The organism is Corynebacterium sp. p3-SID1056 (genome assembly GCF_025152525.1).
GTDB lineage: Bacteria > Actinomycetota > Actinomycetes > Mycobacteriales > Mycobacteriaceae > Corynebacterium.
In genome coordinates this window covers 40,714-61,585 of the sequence record NZ_JALXXL010000007.1, presented here as the reverse complement: position 1 = coordinate 61,585, position 20,872 = coordinate 40,714, and the positions used below count along the sequence as shown (strand labels likewise).

At 64.8% G+C, this 20,872-nt stretch carries 22 protein-coding genes; 16 read left to right on the top strand and 6 right to left on the bottom strand.

From position 1 onward, the window contains the following. The first annotated feature begins 20 nt into the window (after window positions 1-20). The 7 genes from dnaJ to pdxY (M3G14_RS07645) all read left to right on the top strand — a co-directional run bounded on the left by dnaJ (window position 21) and on the right by pdxY (M3G14_RS07645) (window position 6,588). Window positions 21-1,163 carry a molecular chaperone DnaJ gene (gene dnaJ, locus M3G14_RS07675; protein ID WP_259925947.1) on the top strand — a complete coding sequence of 381 codons (1,143 nt, stop codon included), beginning with the start codon at window positions 21-23 and terminating at the stop codon, window positions 1,161-1,163. Next, a complete protein-coding gene (locus M3G14_RS07670; RefSeq protein ID WP_259925946.1) occupies window positions 1,163-1,867 on the top strand; it encodes a 16S rRNA (uracil(1498)-N(3))-methyltransferase in 705 nt (234 codons plus the stop codon). Before dnaJ ends, M3G14_RS07670 begins: the two co-directional genes overlap by 1 nt. A gap of 31 nt (window positions 1,868-1,898) precedes the next feature. Next, the gene (locus tag M3G14_RS07665) at window positions 1,899-2,945 is read left to right on the top strand and encodes a PhoH family protein (RefSeq protein WP_259925945.1); all 1,047 of its coding nucleotides are present in this window, start codon (window positions 1,899-1,901) and stop codon (window positions 2,943-2,945) included. Then, on the top strand, window positions 2,942-3,517 hold the full coding sequence (gene ybeY, locus M3G14_RS07660; protein ID WP_259925944.1) for an rRNA maturation RNase YbeY: 576 nt from the start codon (window positions 2,942-2,944) through the stop codon (window positions 3,515-3,517). Before M3G14_RS07665 ends, ybeY begins: the two co-directional genes overlap by 4 nt. A gap of 8 nt (window positions 3,518-3,525) precedes the next feature. After that, window positions 3,526-4,848, top strand: coding sequence for a hemolysin family protein (locus tag M3G14_RS07655; protein WP_259925943.1), 1,323 nt, complete (start codon window positions 3,526-3,528; stop codon window positions 4,846-4,848). A 61-nt stretch (window positions 4,849-4,909) separates the two neighbouring features. Then, entirely contained in the window at window positions 4,910-5,761 is an 852-nt protein-coding gene (gene pdxY, locus M3G14_RS07650; protein ID WP_259925942.1) for a pyridoxal kinase PdxY, read from the top strand. Next, window positions 5,761-6,588: a pyridoxal kinase gene (gene pdxY / locus M3G14_RS07645; protein ID WP_259925941.1), complete on the top strand. Its 828-nt coding sequence runs from the start codon at window positions 5,761-5,763 to the stop codon at window positions 6,586-6,588. The genes pdxY (M3G14_RS07650) and pdxY (M3G14_RS07645) overlap by 1 nt, the downstream gene beginning before the upstream one ends. Here pdxY (M3G14_RS07645) and fmdA read toward each other — a convergent pair. Together fmdA and M3G14_RS11695 are read right to left on the bottom strand one after the other, a co-directional pair. Then, window positions 6,585-7,838, bottom strand: coding sequence for a formamidase (gene fmdA / locus M3G14_RS07640; RefSeq protein WP_259925940.1), 1,254 nt, complete (start codon window positions 7,836-7,838; stop codon window positions 6,585-6,587). The genes pdxY (M3G14_RS07645) and fmdA overlap by 4 nt on opposite strands. Before the next feature lie 8 nt (window positions 7,839-7,846). Continuing rightward, window positions 7,847-8,134, bottom strand: a complete 288-nt coding sequence (locus M3G14_RS11695) for an FmdB family zinc ribbon protein (protein ID WP_396122211.1) — start codon at window positions 8,132-8,134, stop codon at window positions 7,847-7,849. Between the two features lie 169 nt (window positions 8,135-8,303). Here M3G14_RS11695 and M3G14_RS07635 point away from each other — a divergent pair, with 169 nt between their 5' ends. The 5 genes from M3G14_RS07635 to M3G14_RS07615 all read left to right on the top strand — a co-directional run bounded on the left by M3G14_RS07635 (window position 8,304) and on the right by M3G14_RS07615 (window position 13,768). Then, on the top strand, window positions 8,304-10,010 hold the full coding sequence (locus M3G14_RS07635) for an ABC-ATPase domain-containing protein (RefSeq protein WP_259925939.1): 1,707 nt from the start codon (window positions 8,304-8,306) through the stop codon (window positions 10,008-10,010). A gap of 90 nt (window positions 10,011-10,100) precedes the next feature. Continuing rightward, window positions 10,101-11,240, top strand: a complete 1,140-nt coding sequence (locus M3G14_RS07630; RefSeq protein ID WP_259925938.1) for an HNH endonuclease — start codon at window positions 10,101-10,103, stop codon at window positions 11,238-11,240. A gap of 42 nt (window positions 11,241-11,282) precedes the next feature. Beyond that, the gene (gene era / locus M3G14_RS07625; protein WP_259925937.1) at window positions 11,283-12,263 is read left to right on the top strand and encodes a GTPase Era; all 981 of its coding nucleotides are present in this window, start codon (window positions 11,283-11,285) and stop codon (window positions 12,261-12,263) included. Then, entirely contained in the window at window positions 12,253-13,014 is a 762-nt protein-coding gene (recO, locus tag M3G14_RS07620; RefSeq protein ID WP_259925935.1) for a DNA repair protein RecO, read from the top strand. Before era ends, recO begins: the two co-directional genes overlap by 11 nt. 7 nt (window positions 13,015-13,021) lie before the next feature. Further along, window positions 13,022-13,768: an isoprenyl transferase gene (locus M3G14_RS07615; RefSeq protein WP_259925933.1), complete on the top strand. Its 747-nt coding sequence runs from the start codon at window positions 13,022-13,024 to the stop codon at window positions 13,766-13,768. Between the two features lie 6 nt (window positions 13,769-13,774). Here the strand turns inward: M3G14_RS07615 and M3G14_RS07610 are convergent, their stop codons facing one another. Together M3G14_RS07610 and M3G14_RS07605 are read right to left on the bottom strand one after the other, a co-directional pair. Beyond that, window positions 13,775-14,230, bottom strand: coding sequence for a Fur family transcriptional regulator (locus M3G14_RS07610; protein WP_259925932.1), 456 nt, complete (start codon window positions 14,228-14,230; stop codon window positions 13,775-13,777). A 41-nt stretch (window positions 14,231-14,271) separates the two neighbouring features. Continuing rightward, the gene (locus tag M3G14_RS07605; RefSeq protein ID WP_259925930.1) at window positions 14,272-14,751 is read right to left on the bottom strand and encodes a helix-turn-helix transcriptional regulator; all 480 of its coding nucleotides are present in this window, start codon (window positions 14,749-14,751) and stop codon (window positions 14,272-14,274) included. A gap of 267 nt (window positions 14,752-15,018) precedes the next feature. Between M3G14_RS07605 and M3G14_RS07600 the strand changes: the two genes are divergently transcribed. Genes M3G14_RS07600 through M3G14_RS07590 form a run of 3 tightly spaced genes read left to right on the top strand, consistent with a single transcriptional unit; the run spans window position 15,019 to window position 17,338 of the window. Beyond that, window positions 15,019-16,401 (top strand): glycine--tRNA ligase, encoded by a 1,383-nt coding sequence (locus tag M3G14_RS07600; RefSeq protein WP_259925925.1) that lies wholly within the window; start codon window positions 15,019-15,021, stop codon window positions 16,399-16,401. Next, window positions 16,401-16,907: a hypothetical protein gene (locus M3G14_RS07595; protein ID WP_259925924.1), complete on the top strand. Its 507-nt coding sequence runs from the start codon at window positions 16,401-16,403 to the stop codon at window positions 16,905-16,907. The genes M3G14_RS07600 and M3G14_RS07595 overlap by 1 nt, the downstream gene beginning before the upstream one ends. Further along, complete coding sequence (locus M3G14_RS07590) at window positions 16,904-17,338, top strand: hypothetical protein (RefSeq protein ID WP_259925923.1); 435 nt, start codon at window positions 16,904-16,906, stop codon at window positions 17,336-17,338. The genes M3G14_RS07595 and M3G14_RS07590 overlap by 4 nt, the downstream gene beginning before the upstream one ends. Here M3G14_RS07590 and M3G14_RS07585 read toward each other — a convergent pair. Together M3G14_RS07585 and M3G14_RS07580 are read right to left on the bottom strand one after the other, a co-directional pair. After that, a complete protein-coding gene (locus M3G14_RS07585; protein WP_259925922.1) occupies window positions 17,335-17,541 on the bottom strand; it encodes a hypothetical protein in 207 nt (68 codons plus the stop codon). The two genes, M3G14_RS07590 and M3G14_RS07585, sit on opposite strands and share 4 nt — an antisense overlap. A gap of 58 nt (window positions 17,542-17,599) precedes the next feature. Then, window positions 17,600-19,564, bottom strand: a complete 1,965-nt coding sequence (locus M3G14_RS07580) for a TPM domain-containing protein (protein ID WP_259925921.1) — start codon at window positions 19,562-19,564, stop codon at window positions 17,600-17,602. Here M3G14_RS07580 and M3G14_RS07575 point away from each other — a divergent pair. Next, complete coding sequence (locus M3G14_RS07575; protein ID WP_259925920.1) at window positions 19,563-20,867, top strand: deoxyguanosinetriphosphate triphosphohydrolase; 1,305 nt, start codon at window positions 19,563-19,565, stop codon at window positions 20,865-20,867. The genes M3G14_RS07580 and M3G14_RS07575 overlap by 2 nt on opposite strands. Window positions 20,868-20,872: the final 5 nt, after the last annotated feature.

Below are 20,872 nucleotides of genomic sequence, written 5' to 3'. Positions count from 1 at the left end.
ACTGTGAAAGGTGTTACATTTTGGCACGTGACTACTACGGCATCCTCGGCGTCGACCGGGAGGCCACCGAGCAGGAGATTAAGAAGGCGTACCGCAAGCTCGCCCGCAAATACCACCCGGACGTCAACCCGTCCGAGGAAGCGGCGGAGAAGTTCGCGGAAATCTCGCTCGCCCAAGAAGTGCTCTTGGACCCGCAAAAGCGCAGCATTGTCGACCGCGGCGGCGACCCGATGGAGCAGGGCGGCGGCGCACCCGGCGGCGCGGGCGGCTTCGGCGGTTTTGGCGGCGTCGGCGACATCTTCGAAGCGTTCTTCGGCGGCGGCGCCGGCGGGCGCGAACCGCGCTCGCGCGTCCAACCCGGCAACGATGCGTTGCTGCGCACCCAGATCACCCTGGAGGAAGCGTTTTCCGGTGTGCGCAAGGAAGTCACCGTCGACACCGCGGTGCTGTGCAACAAGTGCCACGGCTCCGGCTCCGAGTCGGGGGCCAAACCGCAGACCTGCGACTACTGCAAGGGACAGGGCGCGGTCCAGGAGATGCAGCAGTCCTTCCTGGGCAACGTGATGACCACGCACGAGTGCCCGAAGTGCCACGGCTACGGCGAAATCATTACGGATCCGTGCCGCCAGTGCGCCGGCGACGGCCGCGTGCGCGCCACCCGCGACCTCACAGTGAAGATTCCGGCCGGCATTGCCTCCGGGATGCGTATCCGCATGGCCGATCAGGGCGAGGTCGGCCACGGCGGCGGACCGGCGGGTGACCTGTACGTGGAAGTCCACACCACCCCGCACAAGGTCTTTGCCCGCGAAGGCAACGACCTGCACCTCCAATTGCGCGTTCCCATGTACGATGCCGCGCTCGGCACCGAGCTTCACGTGGACAACCTGGCCGGTGAAACAACCACGATTGCCGTCCCGGCGGGCGTGCAACCGGGCGAGGAGATTGTGCTGCACGGAGAGGGCATGCCGAAGCTGCGCGCCGAAGGTGCCGGCGACATGATCGCGCACGTGCAGGTGGTTGTGCCTACGGATCTGTCCAAGGATGCACGCGCAACGCTGGAACAGCTGCGCGAGGGCCACGAGGACTCGGCGCGCGTCCACACCGGTGACGAGGGCGGCGGCGACGGATTCTTCTCCCGCATGCGAGACAGGTTCCGCCGCTAATGAGCCTGCCGTACTTCTACGCGCCGCGGCCCGCCGAGGGTGTGCTCACCGGTGCGGAGGCGAAACACGCGCACGTCAAGCGCATCAGCCAAGGCGATCGCATCATGCTTGTCGACGGCTCCGGCCACGCCGCGGAAGTCACAGTCCGCGACTGCTCCCGCGAGCGCGTGGTTGGCGACGTTGTAACAGAGCATGACGTCGAGGCGCCGCAGCCGCAAGTGGTGCTCGTGCAGGCGGTGCCGAAGTCCGAGCGCGCTGAGCTGGCGGTCGACCTTGCGGTCCAAGGCGGCGTCGACGCCATCATCCCGTGGATCTCGCACCGCACCATCGCCCGCTGGAGCGCGGACAAGCAGGACAAGCAGGTGCAGAAGTGGCGCAACCAAGCGGTGGCGTCAGCGAAGCAGTCGCGCCGCGCGAACTGGCCCGAAGTACACGACCCGGTGACGACAAACCAGCTCGCCGAGCGCATCGCCGGGAAGCGCGCCATCGTCTTGCACGAGGACGCGAAGACGTCGATAAGAGACGTCGACTTCACCGGCGTCGAAACCCTGTACGTCCTGGTCGGCCCGGAGGGCGGGATCGGCGCAGATGAGTTAGATTTGCTCGGGGCCCAGCCCGTGCGGTTGGGGCCGCAGGTCTTGCGCACAGCGAGCGCTGGGTTTGCGGCACTGTGCGCCATCGGCGCGTTGACATCTCGCTGGTAGCGTTGGGAGCACGATGCACACTCACAATGACGTGAACACTTCACAGGCCGAAAACGATTCAGCGAAGGTGACTCGCAAGCTCGACCTTGACTCGGCATACGCGCAGGCAGTACTTGGCGTCAACGACGCAAACCTGCGAGTGCTCAACCGCCAGCTCGCGGCGAACCTGCACGCGCGCGGGACGACGTTGACGGTGCGTGGCACAGAGGCGGAAGTGGTGTCTGCAGCGCAAGTGGTAGACGAGTTGGAGTCGATGGCGCGCCGCGGCGTCCCCGTGGACCAGGACACCGTTGTGCAGGCGGTGCGCATTATGGAGGCGGAGGCACCGGAGTCCGCCTCGGAGATCCTCGGCGCGGAAATCGTCGCCCGGCGCGGCAAGGTGATCCGCCCGAAGACGGCGGGCCAGCGCGCGTACGTGGATGCGATCGACGCGAACACCATTACCTTTGGCATTGGCCCGGCAGGTTCCGGCAAGACGTATCTCGCGGTGGCGAAGGCGGTGCAGGCGCTGCAGGCCAAGGAGGTCAAGCGGATCATTCTTACCCGCCCCGCGGTCGAAGCTGGCGAGAAGTTGGGCTTTCTGCCGGGCACGCTCAGCGACAAGATCGACCCGTACCTGCGCCCGCTGTACGACGCGTTGCGCGACATGGTGGACCCGGAGGCGATCCCGAAGCTGGTCGACGCAGGGATCATCGAGGTCGCTCCGCTAGCGTACATGCGCGGCCGGACTCTGTCGGATGCGTTCGTGATCTTAGACGAGGCGCAGAACACGACCGGCGCGCAGATGAAGATGTTCCTCACCCGCTTGGGCTTCGGCTCGAAGATGGTGGTCACCGGCGATATTTCTCAGGTGGATTTGCCGCGCGGTACCGTGTCTGGGCTGCGCGTGGCCCGCCGCATCTTGTCCAATATTGAAGACATCGCGTTTCAGGAGATGCGCGGCGAAGACGTGGTGCGCCACCACCTGATTTCCCGCATCGTTGCTGCTTACGACCGGCACGATGCCCAGAATTCGATGCGCTACGAGAAGCGTCAGCGCGAGCTTGAGCGCGAGCGCGAAAAGGAGGCAGGACAGTGAGCATCGAGGTTCTCAACGAGTCCGGCGAGGCGGAAGTCAACGAGCAGATGCTTATCGACGTCTGCTCGTTCGCACTCCAGGCCATGGACGTCCACCCCGACACCGAGGCCACCATTACGCTCGTCGATGAGGCGACGATGGCAGACCTCCACGTCCGCTGGATGGACTTGGAAGGCCCCACGGATGTGATGAGCTTCCCGATGGACGAGCTGACCCCGGGCGGCGGACGCCCCGACGCGAACCCACTGGGGGCGGCGATGCTAGGCGACATCATTTTGTGCCCGGCGTTCGACCGCAAGCAGGCGGAGATGGCGGGCCACGATCTTGCTCACGAACTGGCGCTGTTGACGGTGCACGGAGTACTGCATCTGTTGGGCTACGACCATATCCAGCCGGCCGACGAGCGCGAAATGTTCGCGCTGCAGAACGAAATCCTTGCCGACTGGTACGACTCTTTGGCCGCTCGCGGCGTCGAATACCAGCCCAAGCCCACCGGTCCGCATGCGTTTCCCTCTGCCGCGGACCGTGAAGAACTCGACCGCCGGATGCGTGGCGCGAACGAGAAAGACTAGGCACCTGTATGCACCACACTGTCATCTATGGCGTTGTCGCGATTGCGGCGATGCTGCTTTCGGGGCTTTTCGGCTCTGTGGAATCCGCGCTCTCGCCGGTGTCCCGCGCACGCGTGGAGAACATGGTCAAGGACGACGTGGCGGGCGCGGCCGCGCTGCTGCGGGTAGTCAAATCTCGGGCGAACCACATCAACATGCTGGTCATGCTCCGCACCGTGCTAGATATCACCGCGGCGGTGTTCGCGGCGATGACGGCGATGGACCTGATCGCCCAGGACTCGTGGGCGATCACGGCCGCCGTGGTAGCGGTGGCGCTGTTGCAGTTCGGCATCATTGGGGTGTTTGCCCGGACCGCGGGCAAGCGTAACCCGTACACAATTTCTTTAAAGGCTGCGCAGTGGCTCGTGGTTTTCCACGCGGTGTTTGGCCCAGTGGCGCGCGGCTTGATCAGGCTGGGCAACATCTTCCACCCCGGCGAGGATTTCCGCGACGGCCCGTACGCCACTGAGGTGGAGTTGCGCGAGGCTGTCGACATTGCGCAGGAAAAGGGCGTCGTGGAAACGACCGAGGGGAGGATGATTCAAAACATTTTCGACCTCGCGTCGACGCACGCCCGCCAGGTGATGGTGCCGCGGCCCGAGATGATTTGGATCGAGGGGGAGAAGACGGCACGCCAGGCCACCAGTCTGATGGTGCGTTCCGGGCATTCGCGCGTTCCGCTGATTGGGGAAAACGTTGACGAGATCGTCGGCGTGGCCTACCTCAAGGACATGTTTGGGCACAACGGTGCGCCGATCGCTGGGTCGACGGTATTGACGGAGTTCATGCGCGAGCCGCTGTTTGTGCCGGAGTCGAAGCCCTTGGACGAGTTGCTGCGGCAGATGCAGCAGCAAAATATGCACATCGCGATCGTCATTGATGAGTTCGGTAACGTGGCCGGGCTGCTCACGATGGAGGACCTGCTCGAGGAAATCGTCGGCGAGATCACCGACGAGTACGACGAGGACGAGGACGCCCCGATCGAGCAGGTCGGTGAGCGTCGCTTCCGTGCGCAGTCGCGCCTGCCGCTGGACGATTTGGTCGACTACCTTGCGGATAACTTCGATTACTCGGTGGAGTTTGATGATGAGCTCACCGATTCCGTCGACACCGTCGCCGGACTGTTGTCCTACCAGCTGGGTCGCGTCCCGTTGCCAGGCTCGTCGACGGTGATTGACGGCGTGCGTTACACCGCCGAGGGTGGCTTCGACCGCCGCGGCCGGATCAAAACCCGGACCGTGCTTATCGACGTCCCCGCGCCGCCCGCCGAACCACTCGCCCCAGAAGCCTAACCTTTGTCAGCCCCTTCACCCTTAACGCGGTCGCTTGGAAGCGGCGGTGCACAATAGTGCTATGAGTAACATTCTCTCCATCCAGTCGGCCGTGGCCTACGGGCACGTGGGCAACTCGGCCGCCGTGTTCCCGCTGCAGCGCATCGGCCACGAGGTGTGGCCGGTCTATACCGTGAACTTTTCCAACCACACCGGTTACGGCCACTGGACCGGCCCGATGATTCCGGCTAGCGACGTCGCCGAAATCATCACCGGCATGGACGAGCGCGGCGCGCTCGCGCAGGTGGACGCCGTGCTCTCCGGCTACCAGGGCGGCGACGACATCGCCGACGTGATCATTGACGCGGTCGACCAGGTCAAGGCGAAGAATCCGGCCGCGATCTACGCCTGCGACCCCGTGATGGGCAACGCGAAGTCCGGTTGCCACGTCTCCGACAACATCCCGCCGCTGCTGCGCGACAAGGTTGTGCCAGTCGCGGACCTGATTACACCGAACCAGTTTGAACTCGGCTACCTCACCGAGCGTGACGTCACCGACCTCGACTCCACACTTGCGGCCGTCGACGCCGCCCGCGAGATGGGGCCGTCGACCGTGCTCGTCACTTCCGTCGAGCGTCCCGACGCGCCGGAGGACACCATGGAGATGCTCGCCGTCGACGACAACGGCAAGTGGATCGTGCGCACGCCGCGCCTGCCATTTAAGCGCAATGGCTCCGGCGACGTGACCGCGGCGCTGTTCACCGGCCACTACCTGCGCAGCGCCGATGCCGCGGACGCGCTTGCGCGCACCGCCAGCTCCGTCTACGACTTGCTGCGCTTGACCTTTGAAGCCGACTCGCCAGAGTTGAAGCTGGTCGAGGCGCAGGACTACTACGCCGAGCCGCAGCTGCAGTTCAGCGTGGAAAAACTGTAGTGAACATCATCTCGTTGCAATCGGCCGTCGCCTACGGGCACGTCGGCAATTCTGCCGCCGTCTTCCCTATGCAGCGCCTCGGCCACGAGGTGTGGCCTGTGCACACCGTCAACTTTTCCAACCACACGGAGTACCCAACGTGGCGCGGCCCGGTGCTCGGCGCGGACAATGTGCGCGAGATCTTGCGCGGCATGGAGTTCGCGTTTCCGCAGGTGGATCTGTTTGTGAGCGGCTACCTAGGCACCGCTGAAATGGCGGAGGTCGTCCACGATGCGGTCGTGGCCGTGAAGAAGGCCAACCCGCGGGCGCGTTACGTGTGCGATCCGGTTATCGGCAACGCGGAGGTCGGCTCTTTTGTCAGCGACGACATCCCGGACGTCTACACGGAAACGCTCATCCCGCTTGCCGACGCCATCACGCCAAACCAGTGGGAGCTCTCGCTGCTCACAGGTACGCGTCTCGACCCGACCGATGCAACCTACACCGCGTATACGGAGGCGCTCGCGGATGCGGCGCGTTCGCTGTGTGGCAATGCGCTGATTACGTCGGTGGAGACCGGGGATCCGGAAACGATTGGAATGATCGACGTGGCGCCGGCAAGCGTGCGGCGCGTCGACGCCCCGCGACTTGGCGGCAACGTCGTCGGGGCGGGCGATTTGGCAACAGCGTTGTACGCAGCGCTTATCGACGCCCCAGCGCACACACGCCTCACGCACCTCGCCGGGACTATGGGCGCGATGGTGCGCGCGGTACGCGAGCGCGGGCTCGACGAACTGCCGCTCATCGAGTTGCAGGATTACATCGTCGACCCCGCGCGCACGGCTTAGGCGAAGGACGAGCGCGGCGCGCCGATGCCTGGATCGATGCGCGGCGGGTCGCCGGCACCGGGGCGGATATCGATGTCGAAGATTTCCGTCGGCAGGTACACCGTGGCGCACGCGTTCGGGATGTCCACGACGCCGGAGAAGCGGCCCTCGATCGGCGCTGCACCCAGCAGGAGGTAGGCCTGCTCCGGCGACCACCCGAACGTGGTGAGGTAGTCGATGGCGTGCAGGCACGCGCGCTGGTAGGCGAGCTGCGAGTCGAGGTAGCGCTGTTCGCCGTCGAGTGTGACGGAGGTACCGGAGAATGCGAGCCACTGGCTGTAGCGTGGCTCCACGTTTCCGGGCATGAAGATTGCGTTTTCGCTCACGCCGTACTTCGCCATGCCGTCTTTAATGATGTCGACGTGGACGTCAATGAAGCCGCCCATCTCGATGCCGCCGCAGAAGGTGATCTCGCCGTCGCCCTGGGAGAAGTGCAGGTCGCCGACGGAGAAGTTCGCGCCGTCGACGAAGACGGGGTAGAACACGCGCGTGCCCTTTGACAGGTTCTTGATGTCCTGGTTGCCGCCGTTTTCGCGCGGCGGTGCGGTGCGCGCTCCTTCGTCCGCGACGCGGTCGAAATCGGCGCCGGTGAGCGAACCGAGGATGGCGTGGTCCGGCTCGGGCGGCAGCGCCAGTGGCGGGACGCGCTCCGGGTCAGTAGCGATCAGCGCAGCCTCGCGCTGGTTCCACGTATTCAGCAGCTCGTGGGAGGGCGCGGTGCCCATGAGGCCTGGGTGAATAATGCCGGTGAAGCTGACACCCGGGATGTGGCGGGAAGTCGCGGTCTGGCCGTTGAAGTCCCACACGGCCTTGTACGCATCGGGGAACTGGTCGGTGAGGAAGCTGCCGCCGTTCTTCTTGGCGAAGATGCCCGTGTAACCCCAGCCCTGGCCGGCGAGCGGGCCTTCTTCCTGGGGGATCGGCCCGACGTCGAGAATGTCGACGATGAGGAGGTCACCAGGCTTTGCGCCTTCGATGCGGAACGGGCCGGACAGTGCGTGGACCTTATTCAGCGGTGCGTCGCGGATGTCGTCGGCGCTGTCGTCGTTGTGGATGTCGCCGTCGAACCACTCGCGACAGTCAATGCGGAAGGAATCTCCGGGCTGCACGGTGTGGACGGGTGGGATGTCGGGGTGCCAGCGGTTGTGGCCGACGTGTTCTTGCTCGGGGAACGTCTTTGTCGAATCGAGCGGGAAGAGATTCTGAGGCATGGTTCCTCCTAAGGTTTCGGCAGTTTTGCGTGTTGCGGATTGTGCGTCACCGGTGTGGCTCGGCGGTTACCTGACCGCGGTAACGAGTTGACCACCGCAGGCTCGTACGCACTCTTCTGTGTTGCCTCGACGAGGCGGGCTTTGTTCTTGTCCACGCCCGCTACCGCAGGCGCGCTGATTACCCGGGTTGCCTCGTTGCCGCAGGTCTGACACTCGGTGGTGCGAGTGTCCGAGGACATGGGGAGGAGACGCTCCGTGGTGTGGCCTGTGTGGCAACGGAATTCGTAGAACGGCATGGTGCTCGCTTTCGTATCGTGGCAATGGTCACAGAAGTGCTGCCAGTGTAACGCGTGCTTCAATTGGTGTCAGAAGTGAAGCCCTCGCTCGGGGGTGGTGACGGCGGTCGTCGCAGGTGTGAGCCGTTACGGTGGCGGTATGAGACAACATCGAGGGAAGCGTCGAAAAGTGCAGTCGCGCAGTGGCGGCACGTGGGCACAGCTGGCCGCACGTTGCCGGGAGCTCGACGGAGCAGGCTACGGCGCGTATAAGCAGCTCACTGGGACCTACCACGATGAAGGTCAGGGGTGGCAGCTGGTGGTGGACCGCGTGCAGTCGGATCCTTTCGCCGCTCCGTCGAAGGTGCGGGTGATCGTGCCGCGCGATGATCTTGACCTGGATCCGGAGTTCACGCATTCGCGGTTGGACCGCGTTGCGGTCGCAGATGCGTTGGCCCGCGAGGCCGCCACGTACCTTGCCGAGGAAGCTCCGACCGCGGGCCGTAGCGGCAGCGGGAAGTCAAACAGCATCAGTATCGGTGCGCTGGGGCAAGAGGTTATTGAGCGTACGAACGTCCTCGTCACACCTGAGCGGATCGAGTTTCGCCTGCTTGTTGGGCTACCTGCGCGCGGGCGCAGGGTGCTGGGGCGGCAGGCGGCGACGCTGCTCGTGGATGATGTGGTTGCCGCGGTCGCCGCCGGCATGAGACTGGAGCGGGAAGCGCTCGAGCGTGCCGTGTGGCTGCTGCGCGACCAGGAGGCGCTGCGAGCCGCGTTGAAAGAGCGAAGTCTTGTGGCCTTTGTAGCTGATGGTGCAATGCTCGCGCGGCGCTCCGGCGCGAGCGACCTTCCGCTTTCGGGCGGAGTACCCTTTCGTAGTCCGTCGAGCCTGCGCGAGAAGTTTGCGCTGCCGAGCGGGCGTAAAGTGAAGGGGATGGGCGTGCCAGAAGGGGTAACGGTGATCGTCGGGGGTGGTTTTCACGGCAAATCCACGCTGTTGCGAGCGCTCGAGCGGGGCGTCTACGCGCACACGCTTGGCGACGGCCGCGAGTTCGTCCTCACCCGCGCCGATGCCGCCGCCGTCCGCGCCGAGGATGGGCGGCCGGTGACCGCACAGGACATCTCGCCGTTCATCAGCGACCTGCCGACGGGTGCGGATACCACGCGCTTTTCTACGGCAAACGCGTCCGGGTCGACCTCGCAGGCCGCCAACGTCGTCGAGGCACTGCAGGCTGGAGCCAGTGCCTTGCTGATCGACGAGGACACGTCCGCCACCAACTTTATGATTAGGGACTCCGTGATGGCCCAGCTCATCGAGGGGGATCGGGAGCCAATTACCCCGTTCAGTGCGCGTGTGCGGGGCCTGTACGTGCAATGCGGTGTATCGACGGTGCTGGTATCTGGTGGGACCGGTGCCTTCTTGGGGCTTGCGGATACCGTGATTGCGATGGATGCGTACGTGCCGGAAGATGTCACTCGGCGCGCGCACGCGGTTGGGCGCGGGTATGAGCCCGAGCAGCTGCCGGTCTCTTCGGAGATGTTTGGCCCTGACGCGCGCTGCCTGCAGGGCGCGCAATTCACGTACCGCTCGAAGCCTCCGAAGGCGCGTGGTGTCGACACCATTTCCGTTGGGAAAAGCGACATTGACCTTGGCAGTCTCTCGCAGCTTGCTGGCGCGCCCCAGGTGTCGGCCATCGCGCTCACGTTGCGGCGGATAGACGCGTTGGCTGACGGGGAGGCGTCTCCTAGCGAGGTGGTTGATGCACTTTGCGAAGAGCTTGGCGAGGGCATGGATTCGCTCACGCCAGGGCGTGCGCACCCTGGGCACCTCACGCTGCCGCGGCGCAACGAGCTTCTCGCGGCGGTGAACCGTTTTCGAAACTTGCGAGTCGATTAGCGTTCCCGAATAGTGGATTTGACCAGCGGATAAGGGTAACTTTTTGGAAAGCTATTGACGAAATAAACGATTCGCTGTAGTCTTTGGCGCATGATAACAAGCGAAACAATCGAATCCTACTTCTCCTTTCGTAACGACGGTATGGCTCTTGTCGCCTGGGTTGCGGAGGGAGCGAAAACCTACGACGACCTCATAGCCCTTGGCTTGCCCGATGACTACGCCACCGACCTGGTAGAACTCGCCGAAATCTTCTACGGCTCGGTCTCGCATTCGCGCTATCAGAAACGATGTCGAGAGTCGGCGCAGCGGCAGCGCTACTGTGTGGAGACGTTGGCCGTCGTGAAGCAAGCCTCGCGCAGCATCAAAGACGCGAACGCGCGCTGGCGGTTTCGGGAGGAGCTCTGCAACGTGGGTGGCGACACCCAGACGGTGCGCCGGGCTGCGCGGAGAATCAAAAGCAAATACCAGCCGAAAAAACCGCTTGTCGACGGGCTACGCACGCGCCGGGTCGGAGACAAAATCACCATGTCGATTACTGGGTCGTCCAAGGACGTCCAGCCGCTGGTGACCACGTTGAGGAACGCTAAAGACGAGTCCGGTCGCCCGCTTGATCCCATCGAATGGATACGGCGGCACCGGCCCATCGTCCACTCAGACATCACCACGCATGCAGTGCTCAGCGTGCACGACCTCGCGCGTGTCATCCATGGCCAAGGCGACGATGTGCTCGTCGAGCTTACCGACGGCACCATCCTCACCGGTGCCGAAGTCGTCGAGCGCGAACTACGAGAACAATGCCTCATTACGCTGGTCGGTCCCACACTTGGTCCGATAAATACCTACGACGGACGCCTCGCCACCTACAAACAGCGCCGCGCGTGCGATGCCGAATCGCAGACCTGCTGTTGGCCCGGCTGTCACTGCCCCTCTGAGGAGTGCGAAGCGCACCACCTGACCGAGCATGCCCGTGGCGGCGAGACCACGCCGGAAAACCTGTGCTGGCTGTGCCCGTATCACAATGGTGTCAATGGCCAGGAGGGATTCGGCCGCATGGAACGGATTAACGGCAAGCTCGCGTGGGTGTCGGACGCGACCGGCAAAGCCCGATTCGTTGAAGACGAGCGTCGGCAGCGCCGCGCCGACCTCGCGGAGTACCGTAGCGCCGATGCCGGACATCCACGGTCACCGGCCCCGCACTTGCACGCGGTCCGCCCCGAAGGCTCGCACTAGCGTCATACAGTTGCCGGGCTTTACCGGGTAAGATTGCGCCCCATGAGCACTTTCTTCCCCGATGAAGCCGACTTGCCCGAGGATGCAAACGCGAACGCCGGTGCGCCAGGGTTTACCAACACCCCGGAGGGCTTCCGCTCTGGCTTTGTCAGTTTCGTCGGCCGCCCCAATACAGGCAAGTCGACGCTGACCAACGCGCTGGTGGGGGAGAAGGTGGCCATCATGGCTGACCAGCCGGAGACGACACGGCGGCCGATCCGCGGGATTGTCAACCGGGCCGACGCGCAGGTCATCCTCGTCGACACGCCCGGCATGCACCGCCCGCGCACCCTCCTTGGCGAGCGGCTCAACGACGTCGTGAAGGACACCTTCGCCGACGTTGACGTGATCGGGTTTACCGTGCCGGCGGACGAGAAAATCGGCCCCGGTGATCGCTTCATCCTGGAGCAGATTCGCCGCATCAAACCGAACACGCCTGTGGTGGGCGTTGTGACCAAACTGGACAAAGCATCGCGCGACACCGTGGGCGAGCGCCTCCTGGAACTGCACAACCTGCTCGGGGAAGAGAGCGAGGTCGTGCCCGTGTCTGCGACCGGTGGGGTGCAAACCGACGTATTGCTCGACGTGCTGATTAGCCAGTTGCCCGAAGGCCCGCGCTTCTACCCAGTCGGCGATGTCACCGACGAAGGCGTTGAAGCGCGCATCGCAGAGCTGATCCGTGAGGAAGCGCTGCAGGGGCTTCGCGACGAGCTACCGCACTCGGTTGCGGTACAAGTCGACGAAATGGTTCCCGACCCGGACAACCCGGAGCGCACCATGATCTATGCGGTGATCTACCTGGAACGCCCGGGCCAGCAGCGCATCCTCGAGGGCCCCGGGGGCAGGCGTCTGTCGGGGATTACGCACCGCGCGCGCAAACAGATCATCGAACTGCTGGGCCGCAACGTATACCTTGACCTGCGTATCAAGGTGCTGAAGAACTGGCAGCAAGACCCGAAGGCGTTGGGGCGTCTTGGCTTCTAGGCGTCGTGGGGGCTCGCGCCCCTCGTGGCGGGATCGCGCGTTCGTGGTGCGCACCTACGATTTTGGCGAGGCCGATCGCGTCATCGTGCTGCTCACCCGCACTCACGGCTTGGTGCGGGGCGTGGCGAAGGGGGTGCGTAAATCGCGGTCGCGGTTCGGGTCGCGGCTGCAACCCTTTGTAGACCTTGATGTTCAGGTGTATCCGGGCAAAGGTCTCTCGACCATCACCGCCGCAGACACTGTCGCGTACCACGGCGCGCGCATTATTGAAGACTTTGAACGCTACGCAGCGGCCTGCGCGGTCCTGGAGACAGCGGAGAAGCTGACGTACGAAGAAGGCGATGTCGTCTTGTTCGACTTGGTCAAGGATGCGATCGCGCAGCTGCAAACAGCACAGGACCCGACGCAGGTCCTCGATGCGTTTATCCTTCGCGCCACAGAACACGCCGGCTGGGGGCTGTCCCTGTACAACTGCGCGAACTGCGAACGCCCCGGCCCGCACCACGCGTTTCATGCGGCCGTCGGCGGGGCGGTGTGCAACAACTGCCGTCCGCCCGGGTCGTTGGAGGTGGATCCTGAAACGCTGCACGCGATGTGGTTACTTGCCCGCGGCTACGCCTACGCACCCGACCCCGCGAAACCGCACGCGGGCGCGGCAGTTTTAGCCCAAGTGCACCGCGCAACGTCTGCGCACCTGCAGTACCACCTGGAAGCTGGGTTGAAGAGCTTGCGCATGATGGAACAGGCATAATAGGGGAATGACTTCGCGCCAGATCGACCCGGAATTCATCCCCCGCCACATCGCGCTCGTAATGGACGGCAACGGCCGTTGGGCGCAAAAGCGCGGCCTCAAGCGCACCGAAGGCCACAAGCAGGGTGAGGCGGTGCTGATGGACTGTGTGGACGCGTGCATCGAGATGGGCACGGTTGAGTGGCTGTCGGCGTACGCGTTTTCCACCGAAAACTGGCGGCGCGCGGCGTCTGAAGTCCGGTTCATTCTCGGGTTTTCCCGCGACGTGCTGCACCGCCAGCGTGACGAGCTCCACGAAAAGAACGTCCGCATCGTCTGGGCAGGGCGCCGGCCGCGTCTGTGGCGCTCCGTGTTGCGCGAGCTTGAGGCCGCGGAAGAGCTGACACAAGACAACACCGGATTGACGCTGGCCATGTGCATTAATTACGGAGGCCGCGCAGAAATCGTCGACGGGGTGCGCAAGCTCGCTGCGGATGCCCGCGATGGGAAGATCCGCCCGCAAGACATTACCGAGAAGTCGCTTTCGCAGTACCTGTACCGACCCGATATGCCGGATGTGGACCTCTTTCTGCGCCCGAGTGGGGAGAAGCGCACGTCGAACTTCCTGCTCTGGCAGTCCGCGTATGCGGAGATGGTCTACCAGGACAAGCTGTTCCCGGATTTCACCAAGGACGACCTGTTCGACGCGGTTTACGAGTACGCGAAGCGCGACCGCCGTTTCGGCGGTGCGATTGACAAGTTCGCCGACAAGTAGCGAGTGCTATTCGCTGTCGGCGCTTGCGCGCTGCGTGCACGGCCCACAGATGCCGTAAATCTCGGCGTCGTGGGCGACGAGTGTGTACCCGAAGGCCCGCGCGGTGTCCTGCGCCCAGGATTCGATAGGGCCGCCGTCAATTTCTTCACTACGCCCGCACTTTGTGCAGACAAGGTGGTGGTGATGGTGCTCACTGAGGCAGTGACGGTAAAGCGTTTCTCCTTCAGCGTTCTGTAGCACGTCGACGGCATCGATCTCGGCCAGCGACTGTAGCGTGCGGTAAACGGTAGTCAGCCCGACTTTGTCGCCGCGAAGCTGAAGTTCGTGGTGGATGTCTTTCGCGGTCGCGAACTTATCGACGTCGCGCAGCGTCTCAACGACCGCCGTCCGTTGGCGCGTCATCCGTGGACCAAGCTTGGGGATTGGTTCCTTTTGGGTACGGGTACGTCGCTGCTGTGCCATACCTGTCTACCGTAGCCCCAACGCGGTGAAAGCGGGCATTGTCAGTCGCGTTCTTTGTCGCGGCGCTTCTCAAACTCCTCGAAGGGGATCGCCGAGCTCAAGTACGTGGGGCGTTGTGTCGAAGGCTCGGTGTCGGCGCTTGATTGCGCTTTGGCGGACGGTGTGTCCTTGCGCGGCTTCTTTTCTTTCTTGGGTGATGCGGACTTCTCGGGCTCGGCGGGCAGGGTGTTGACCGCGATCTTTCCCAGCGCGTAGATCGCGTCGATGATGTCCGTCCGGGGCAGTGAGTAGAGGGACTCGCGGCCGCGGCGAACTTTAGCGACGAGTCGGAGGCTTTTGAGGGTGCGCAGGTTTTGGGAAATGAGTGGCTGAGAGTAGCCAAGCTTGTCAACAATCTCGTGGACGACGTGGTTCCGTTCTGCAAGGAGCAACAGAATCTTGATGCGTATTGGGGAATCGATCGCCTTGATCAGCGAGGTGGTCAATTCGATGTCGAGGGTGGTGTTTTCGGGCGTGGTCATGGCCCGTGCCTTTCTGTTGGTCGTCCAAGTGGGCAAGTAATCGCTGTGAATTCCGGTCGGCGGCCGTGCGCAGGCTGCGGACTCTATGGCATGCACGAATCTACCGAAAGAACACGGTCACGCGACTTTGTTCATGGAATTTTCAGTCTAGTTAAACCCTGGGGGTTGCGCAGCGTAACTTGGGGTGGGCGCGGGGCGTCGATAAGCGAAAGCGCTGACAGGCTAGACTGTCAGCGTTACGTGTAACCCGAGTACAGGAGGCTAGGCATGGCAGCCAGCAAGATCGATACCGTCGTCAACCTTTGCAAACGCCGCGGACTGGTGTTTCCCGCCGGCGAGATCTACGGCGGCACCCGCTCTGCCTGGGACTACGGCCCGCTCGGCGTTGAGCTGAAGGAGAACATCAAGCGCCAGTGGTGGCGCCACATGGTGACCTCCCGCCCCGACACCGTCGGCGTGGATACCTCGATCATTCTGCCGCGCCAGGTGTGGGAAGCCTCCGGGCACGTCGAAGTGTTTACCGACCCGCTCGTTGAGTCGCTGCACACCAACAAGCGTTACCGTGCTGACCACCTCCTCGAGGCCTACGAGGAGAAGCACGGCCACCCGCCGGCAAACGGACTCGCCGACATCAACGACCCCGAGACCGGCCAGCCCGGCAACTGGACCGAGCCGAAGGAATTCTCCGGCCTGATGAAGACCTACCTCGGCCCCGTCGACGACAAGGAGGGCCTGCACTACATGCGCCCGGAGACGGCGCAGGGCATCTTCGTCAACTTCAAGAACGTGATGACCGCGGCGCGCCTGAAGCCGCCGTTTGGTATCGCCAACATTGGTAAGTCCTTCCGCAACGAGATCACCCCGGGCAACTTCATCTTCCGCACCCGCGAGTTTGAGCAGATGGAGATGGAGTTCTTCGTCAAGCCGGGCGAGGACGAGAAGTGGCACCAGTACTGGATCGACAACCGCTACGACTGGTACGTCGACCTTGGCATTAACCCGGATAACCTGCGCCTCTACGAGCACCCGCAGGAAAAGCTTTCCCACTACTCCAAGCGCACCGTCGACATCGAGTACGCCTACGAGTTCACCGGCTCGAAGTGGGGCGAGCTCGAGGGCGTTGCCAACCGCACCGACTACGATCTGAAGACCCACGCTGAGGCCTCCGGCGAGGACCTGTCTTACTACGACCAGCAGAACGAGGAGCGCTGGATTCCGTATTGCATCGAGCCCGCCGCCGGCCTGGGTCGCGCAATGATGGCCTTCCTCATCGACGCCTACCACGAGGAAGAAGCGCCGAACGCGAAGGGCGGCACGGACACCCGCGTCGTGCTCAAGCTGGACCGCCGCCTCGCACCGGTGAAGGTCGCCGTGCTGCCGCTGTCGAAGAAGCCGGAACTTGCCGGGCCCGCCGAGGAGCTCGCAACCACGCTGCGTAAGCACTGGAATGTCGACTTCGACACCTCCGGCGCGATCGGTCGTCGCTACCGCCGCCAGGACGAGACCGGCACCCCGTTCTGCGTCACTTACGACTTCGACTCGCTCGAGGACGGCGCCGTGACCGTGCGCGAGCGCGACACGATGGAGCAGGAGCGCGTGAAGATCGACGAGCTCGAGGCGTACCTCGCCGCACGCCTGATTGGCTGCTAATGCACTACGTCAGCTGGGATCGCACGGACCGCGACAACCTGAAACTGCTCGCCGAGGCCGGCCCTGAAGTACTCGGCGTGTTCACGCACGAGCGGGCGAACGTCGGCGGCGAGCAGTGGGACCTGGTCGCGTCGCCGGAATCTGGCGCGGTGGCCACCCGCGATGGCGTTGAGATTGTGCGCGCGCACGATTCGCTGAAGCGCTCCCGCCAGATCCGAGTAGAAGTAGAAGGCCGCACCTACGATTTCGTCGGCGAGACCTCGCAGAACTGGATCATCGACGACGCATCCGGCACAAAGGTCGCCCAGTTCACCTCCGATCACAACGGCGTGCGCAAGGCCATCTTGGAATTTGAGGGCGAGACGAGGCTCCCGCTTGTCGACGTCGCGTCGCTGGCCTGGATCTCCCGTGAAATCCTCGAAGCCCGCAAGCTCGTGTCCTCTAACGTGTTGATCGCGACGTTGCTGCTGTTTTCGCTCGTCGCCGTGCTGGTTTTCGTCCTGTGATCTGGCGCGCGCACACGCTGTACCGCGAGCCCGGAGCGGACGCAATCGCAGACGTCGACGTCGACGGTGACGGCGACGTGCTGCGTTTCGGGTGCCGCACGCTGCGCTTCAGCAGCATGAGCCCGGCGTACCTGCGCGCCGCCTCCGATAACGGCGAAATGTTCACGTTGCGCAAACGCTCGCTGACGGTGTCGCGCTACTCGGCGCGCTGTGGCACTGCGAGCGGCTGCCGGGACTACACAGTACACCGGGTGGGCGTGCGTGGTCGCCGGGAAGTTCGCAACGCGGAGGGGGAGTTGCTCGCCCTGACCACGCCCCGGCCCGACGGTGCGCTCGAGGTGGAGGCCTACGTGGAGCCCACGGTCGACTTGGTCTTCATTACATGGGGGCTGACCTATGTGGATGCGGCCGTGCGCCGCACGTACTACTAACGGGCGTTACTTGGCTTCGCGGCGACGATGTCCTCTCCGTCGCGCGCGGTGCGAGCGATGTCACGCAGCAATTCGCGGACGGTGGCGGAGGAGGAGCAGCGGGCGAGCGATTCGAGTTCGCTGATGTCGGTGCGTGTGAGCTTTTGGCTCAGCAAGGAGCGCATCGCGCCTACTCCTTCCTCATTGCGCGTGGTGACGTACATCTCTTGAGACTACGGAAGTACCGCAGACCCGGCAACGTTCTATGCGGGAGTCCAACTTCTAAAACGTACCGCCGCGGCTGATATTCCCGCCGCCCCCGGAGAACCCGCCTCCGCCGCCGAAACCGCCGCCTCCGTGGTGGCCGCCGCCCCCGCCGGAGAAGATCGCCGCCCACATCGCTGCACGTGCGACGTCGCTAGCTGTCTGCCGGTTGCGCTGCGCCCGGTAATTGTCAACGTCGTCTTTCGCCGCCTGGTAGGCGCGCCGGGCGGTGTCGGTGGCGGCGCGGGCGTAGTCGATGGCGTTGCGCGTATCGTCCACGCGGCGCCGGTGCGCCTCGGCGTACTGGCGCTGCGACTCGGCAAGCAGCGAGCGCGCGTGCGAGCCGATGATGCGGCCGCGGGAGCGGATGAGGTCCTCGGCGGACTGGATTTGGCTGGTCGCGACCTGCATTTGTTGGTCGAAAAGCTGCAGCGCGCGCGACTGGTCGTGGGCGGCGCCTTTGGCGCGGTCGAGTTCGGCGTCGATGCGCGTATCCAGGTCGGTCAGCTCGGTATACAGCGCAAGCGGGTCGGTCTCCGCGCGGTTGCCAACGCGGTTCAGCGCCTCGCGGGCGGTAGCGGCGATTCCATCGAGCGCGGCGACGTCAATGCGCGCGCCCTGCTGCGTCGAGCTCTTGACCTGCTCGATCTCGACGAGTTCGTCTTCGATTTCCTGGATGAGGGCGGGCAGGTTCGCCTGCGCGTTGCGGAGGTTGTCCTCGGCGTGCTCGATGGCGGCGAGGTTGTGGTCGGCAACGTCGATGGCGTTGGTGGCGGTCGCGAGGACGTCGATAAGCGGGCCCTGCTGGCCGGCGGGCTTCGCAGCGAGTTGCGACGCCTGCTCGAGCTGCGCCTCCGCCTCGGCGAGCGACTCGCGCGCGACGTCGACGTTGTCGTCGAGTGAGGCCAATACCTCCTCGGCGTGGCGCTCGCGCAGCTCGGCCAAGCGCGCGGACGCGGGTTCAAGGCGGGCGCGAATGTCGATCGTGCGGGCGCGGACCTTGTCCACCTCTTCGCCGGCGCGCATGAGCGTGCCGCGCATCTGGTTGAACTCCTCCGTTTTCGCCTGCAGCGCCTGTTCGGCCTCGCCGCAGGAGGAGATGATGTCGATGAGCATCGCGCGTTTTTCCGGCTCGGTTTCCGGGATCGCGTCGTAGAGCTTTTGGTGCGTGTGGAAGGCGCGCTGCAGCGTCGAGGTTGCCTGGTTCATCGCGGCGGTAAAGGGGCGCACGCGGTCGGCACCGAACTCGTCGTTGGCCAGCTTCAGCTCGCTTTTGCCCTGCGTGATGGACTCGTCGGCGGCGACGAGGCTTTCGCGCGCCAGCTCTTCGAGCGTGTTCGTGGGCAGGCGGCCGAGCGAATCCGTGTCACCCGGCGCTAGCGCCTTCGCGGAGGCCAGTTGCGCCGCGCCGCGCTTCTTGGAGTTGCGCCGGTTAACCGCCCACGCGCCGCCGCCGGCAAGCGCGAGCACACCGACCCCGCCCGCGGCCCAGCCGGCGCCCGAACCGCCGCCGCCAGAAACCGCGGCATCTGCGGCCGCAAGGCCGGCGCCGGCCCAGTCTTCGTCGACGAGCTTGTCGTAGGCGGCCTTATCCATCGCGTCAATCTCGCTTTGCTGCCACTCGTCCCCGCCGAACACACCGTAACCGCGCTCCGAGGGCGAAACCACGAGCACGCCCGTGTTCGAGCCGTTCGCGGCGACGGCCTGCTCCGCCCACTGCTGCCCCTTCATCCCGCCGAGCGAGGACACGTAGACGATCCGCAGCGACAGGTGCTTCTCCTTCGACACGTTGGCCACGGCCTGCTCGAGTTCGGCGCGTTCCGCGTCGCTGAGCACGCCGGCGTCGTCGGTCACCGGTGCGGTGAGCATGGCGGGTGCGCTTGCCGCGGTGGCGGGCGGCTGGGCGTGCACGGGGGCGTCGAGAAGCAAGGGCGCAGCGAACAGCGGCGCTGCGGCGAGGATGCGAAGGTAGCGCGAATACATGCCCACAAGCGTAACCGTTACGCTGGGTGTCGTGTACACCTACAACACCGACGACGTCATGCGCCGCGCGCCCGAGGCCACGAAGCACGCGCAGCTTGCGCCCGGCCACGACTTGCGCGACGCGTTCGAGCGCGACCGCGCGCGCGTGCTGCACTCCGCGGCGCTGCGTCGGCTCGCCGACAAGACGCAGGTCGTCGGCCCTCGCGACGGGGACACGCCGCGCACGCGCCTGACCCACTCGCTCGAGGTCGCCCAGATCGCCCGCGGCATCGGCGCCGGGCTCGGCCTGCACCCTGACCTGTGCGAAATGGCCGGGCTGACCCACGACATCGGCCACCCGCCGTACGGCCACAACGGTGAAAACGCGCTCAACGCGTGCGCGCCCTGCGGCTTCGAAGGCAACGCGCAAACGCTGCGCATCCTCGCCCGCCTCGAGCCCAAAGTGCTTGTCGACGCCACGTCCTACGGCCTTAACCTCACTCGCGCCAGCCTCGACGCCGCAGTGAAATACCCGCGGACCCGCACCAACGCCGACGGGACCGTCAACCGCAAGTACTCGGCCTACGACGAGGACGCCGACGTGCTCGCCTGGGCGCGCGCCGGGCACAACGACGATAGGCCGCCGATGGAGGCGCAGGTGATGGATTTCTCAGATGACATCGCCTACTCTGTCCACGACGTGGAAGACGGCATCGTCTCGGGGCGCGTGTCGCTGAAGGTGCTGTGGGACTTCGTGGAGTTGGCGGCGCTGGCGGAGAAGGGCGCGGACGCGTTCGGCGGCACCGCCGACTCGCTCATCGATGCCGCCGACCGGCTGCGTTCCCTGCCGGCGATCGCCGCGGCCGCCGACTTCGACTTCACGCTGCGGTCCTGGACGGGGCTGAAGGCGTTGACGTCGCAGTTGGTGGGGCGCTACGTCGGCGGGGTCACGCAGGCGACGCTCGCGGATGAGGCGAACCAGACACTATCCACCGGGCTTGGCCGGGCGCACGGCGACCTGGTCATCCCGCCCGACGTGGAGGCCGAGGTCCGCCTGCTCAAAACCGTCGCCGTGCTCTACGTGATGGACGTGCCCGCACACCTCGCGCGCCAAGACAGGCAGCGCGAGCGTATCTTCCGCGTCCACGAGTACCTGCGCGCGGGCGCGCCGGGCACACTCGACACCATCTTCCGCACCTGGTTTGAGGCAGCGGAAACGGATACGGAGCGCGAGCGGGTGATCGTGGACCAGATTGCGTCGATGACGGAGTCGCGCCTGGAACGGTTGGCGAAGAAAGCTGCCGCGTTCGACGGGTTCTTTTAGCTGGC

Bases quoted from the DNA above. Each gene is read 5' to 3' on its own strand.
- M3G14_RS07580 (WP_259925921.1), bottom strand. From the start codon at position 19,564: ATGTATTCGCGCTACCTTCGCATCCTCGCCGCAGCGCCGCTGTTCGCT.
- M3G14_RS07585 (WP_259925922.1), bottom strand. From the start codon at position 17,541: ATGTACGTCACCACGCGCAATGAGGAAGGAGTAGGCGCGATGCGCTCC.
- M3G14_RS11695 (WP_396122211.1), bottom strand. From the start codon at position 8,134: ATGCCGTTCTACGAATTCCGTTGCCACACAGGCCACACCACGGAGCGT.
- M3G14_RS07575 (WP_259925920.1), top strand. From the start codon at position 19,563: ATGCCCACAAGCGTAACCGTTACGCTGGGTGTCGTGTACACCTACAAC.
- M3G14_RS07630 (WP_259925938.1), top strand. From the start codon at position 10,101: ATGATAACAAGCGAAACAATCGAATCCTACTTCTCCTTTCGTAACGAC.
- pdxY (WP_259925942.1), top strand. From the start codon at position 4,910: ATGAGTAACATTCTCTCCATCCAGTCGGCCGTGGCCTACGGGCACGTG.
- M3G14_RS07605 (WP_259925930.1), bottom strand. From the start codon at position 14,751: ATGACCACGCCCGAAAACACCACCCTCGACATCGAATTGACCACCTCG.
- M3G14_RS07615 (WP_259925933.1), top strand. From the start codon at position 13,022: ATGACTTCGCGCCAGATCGACCCGGAATTCATCCCCCGCCACATCGCG.
- M3G14_RS07595 (WP_259925924.1), top strand. From the start codon at position 16,401: ATGCACTACGTCAGCTGGGATCGCACGGACCGCGACAACCTGAAACTG.
- M3G14_RS07600 (WP_259925925.1), top strand. From the start codon at position 15,019: ATGGCAGCCAGCAAGATCGATACCGTCGTCAACCTTTGCAAACGCCGC.
- fmdA (WP_259925940.1), bottom strand. From the start codon at position 7,838: ATGCCTCAGAATCTCTTCCCGCTCGATTCGACAAAGACGTTCCCCGAG.
- M3G14_RS07610 (WP_259925932.1), bottom strand. From the start codon at position 14,230: ATGGCACAGCAGCGACGTACCCGTACCCAAAAGGAACCAATCCCCAAG.
- M3G14_RS07655 (WP_259925943.1), top strand. From the start codon at position 3,526: ATGCACCACACTGTCATCTATGGCGTTGTCGCGATTGCGGCGATGCTG.
- era (WP_259925937.1), top strand. From the start codon at position 11,283: ATGAGCACTTTCTTCCCCGATGAAGCCGACTTGCCCGAGGATGCAAAC.
- M3G14_RS07670 (WP_259925946.1), top strand. From the start codon at position 1,163: ATGAGCCTGCCGTACTTCTACGCGCCGCGGCCCGCCGAGGGTGTGCTC.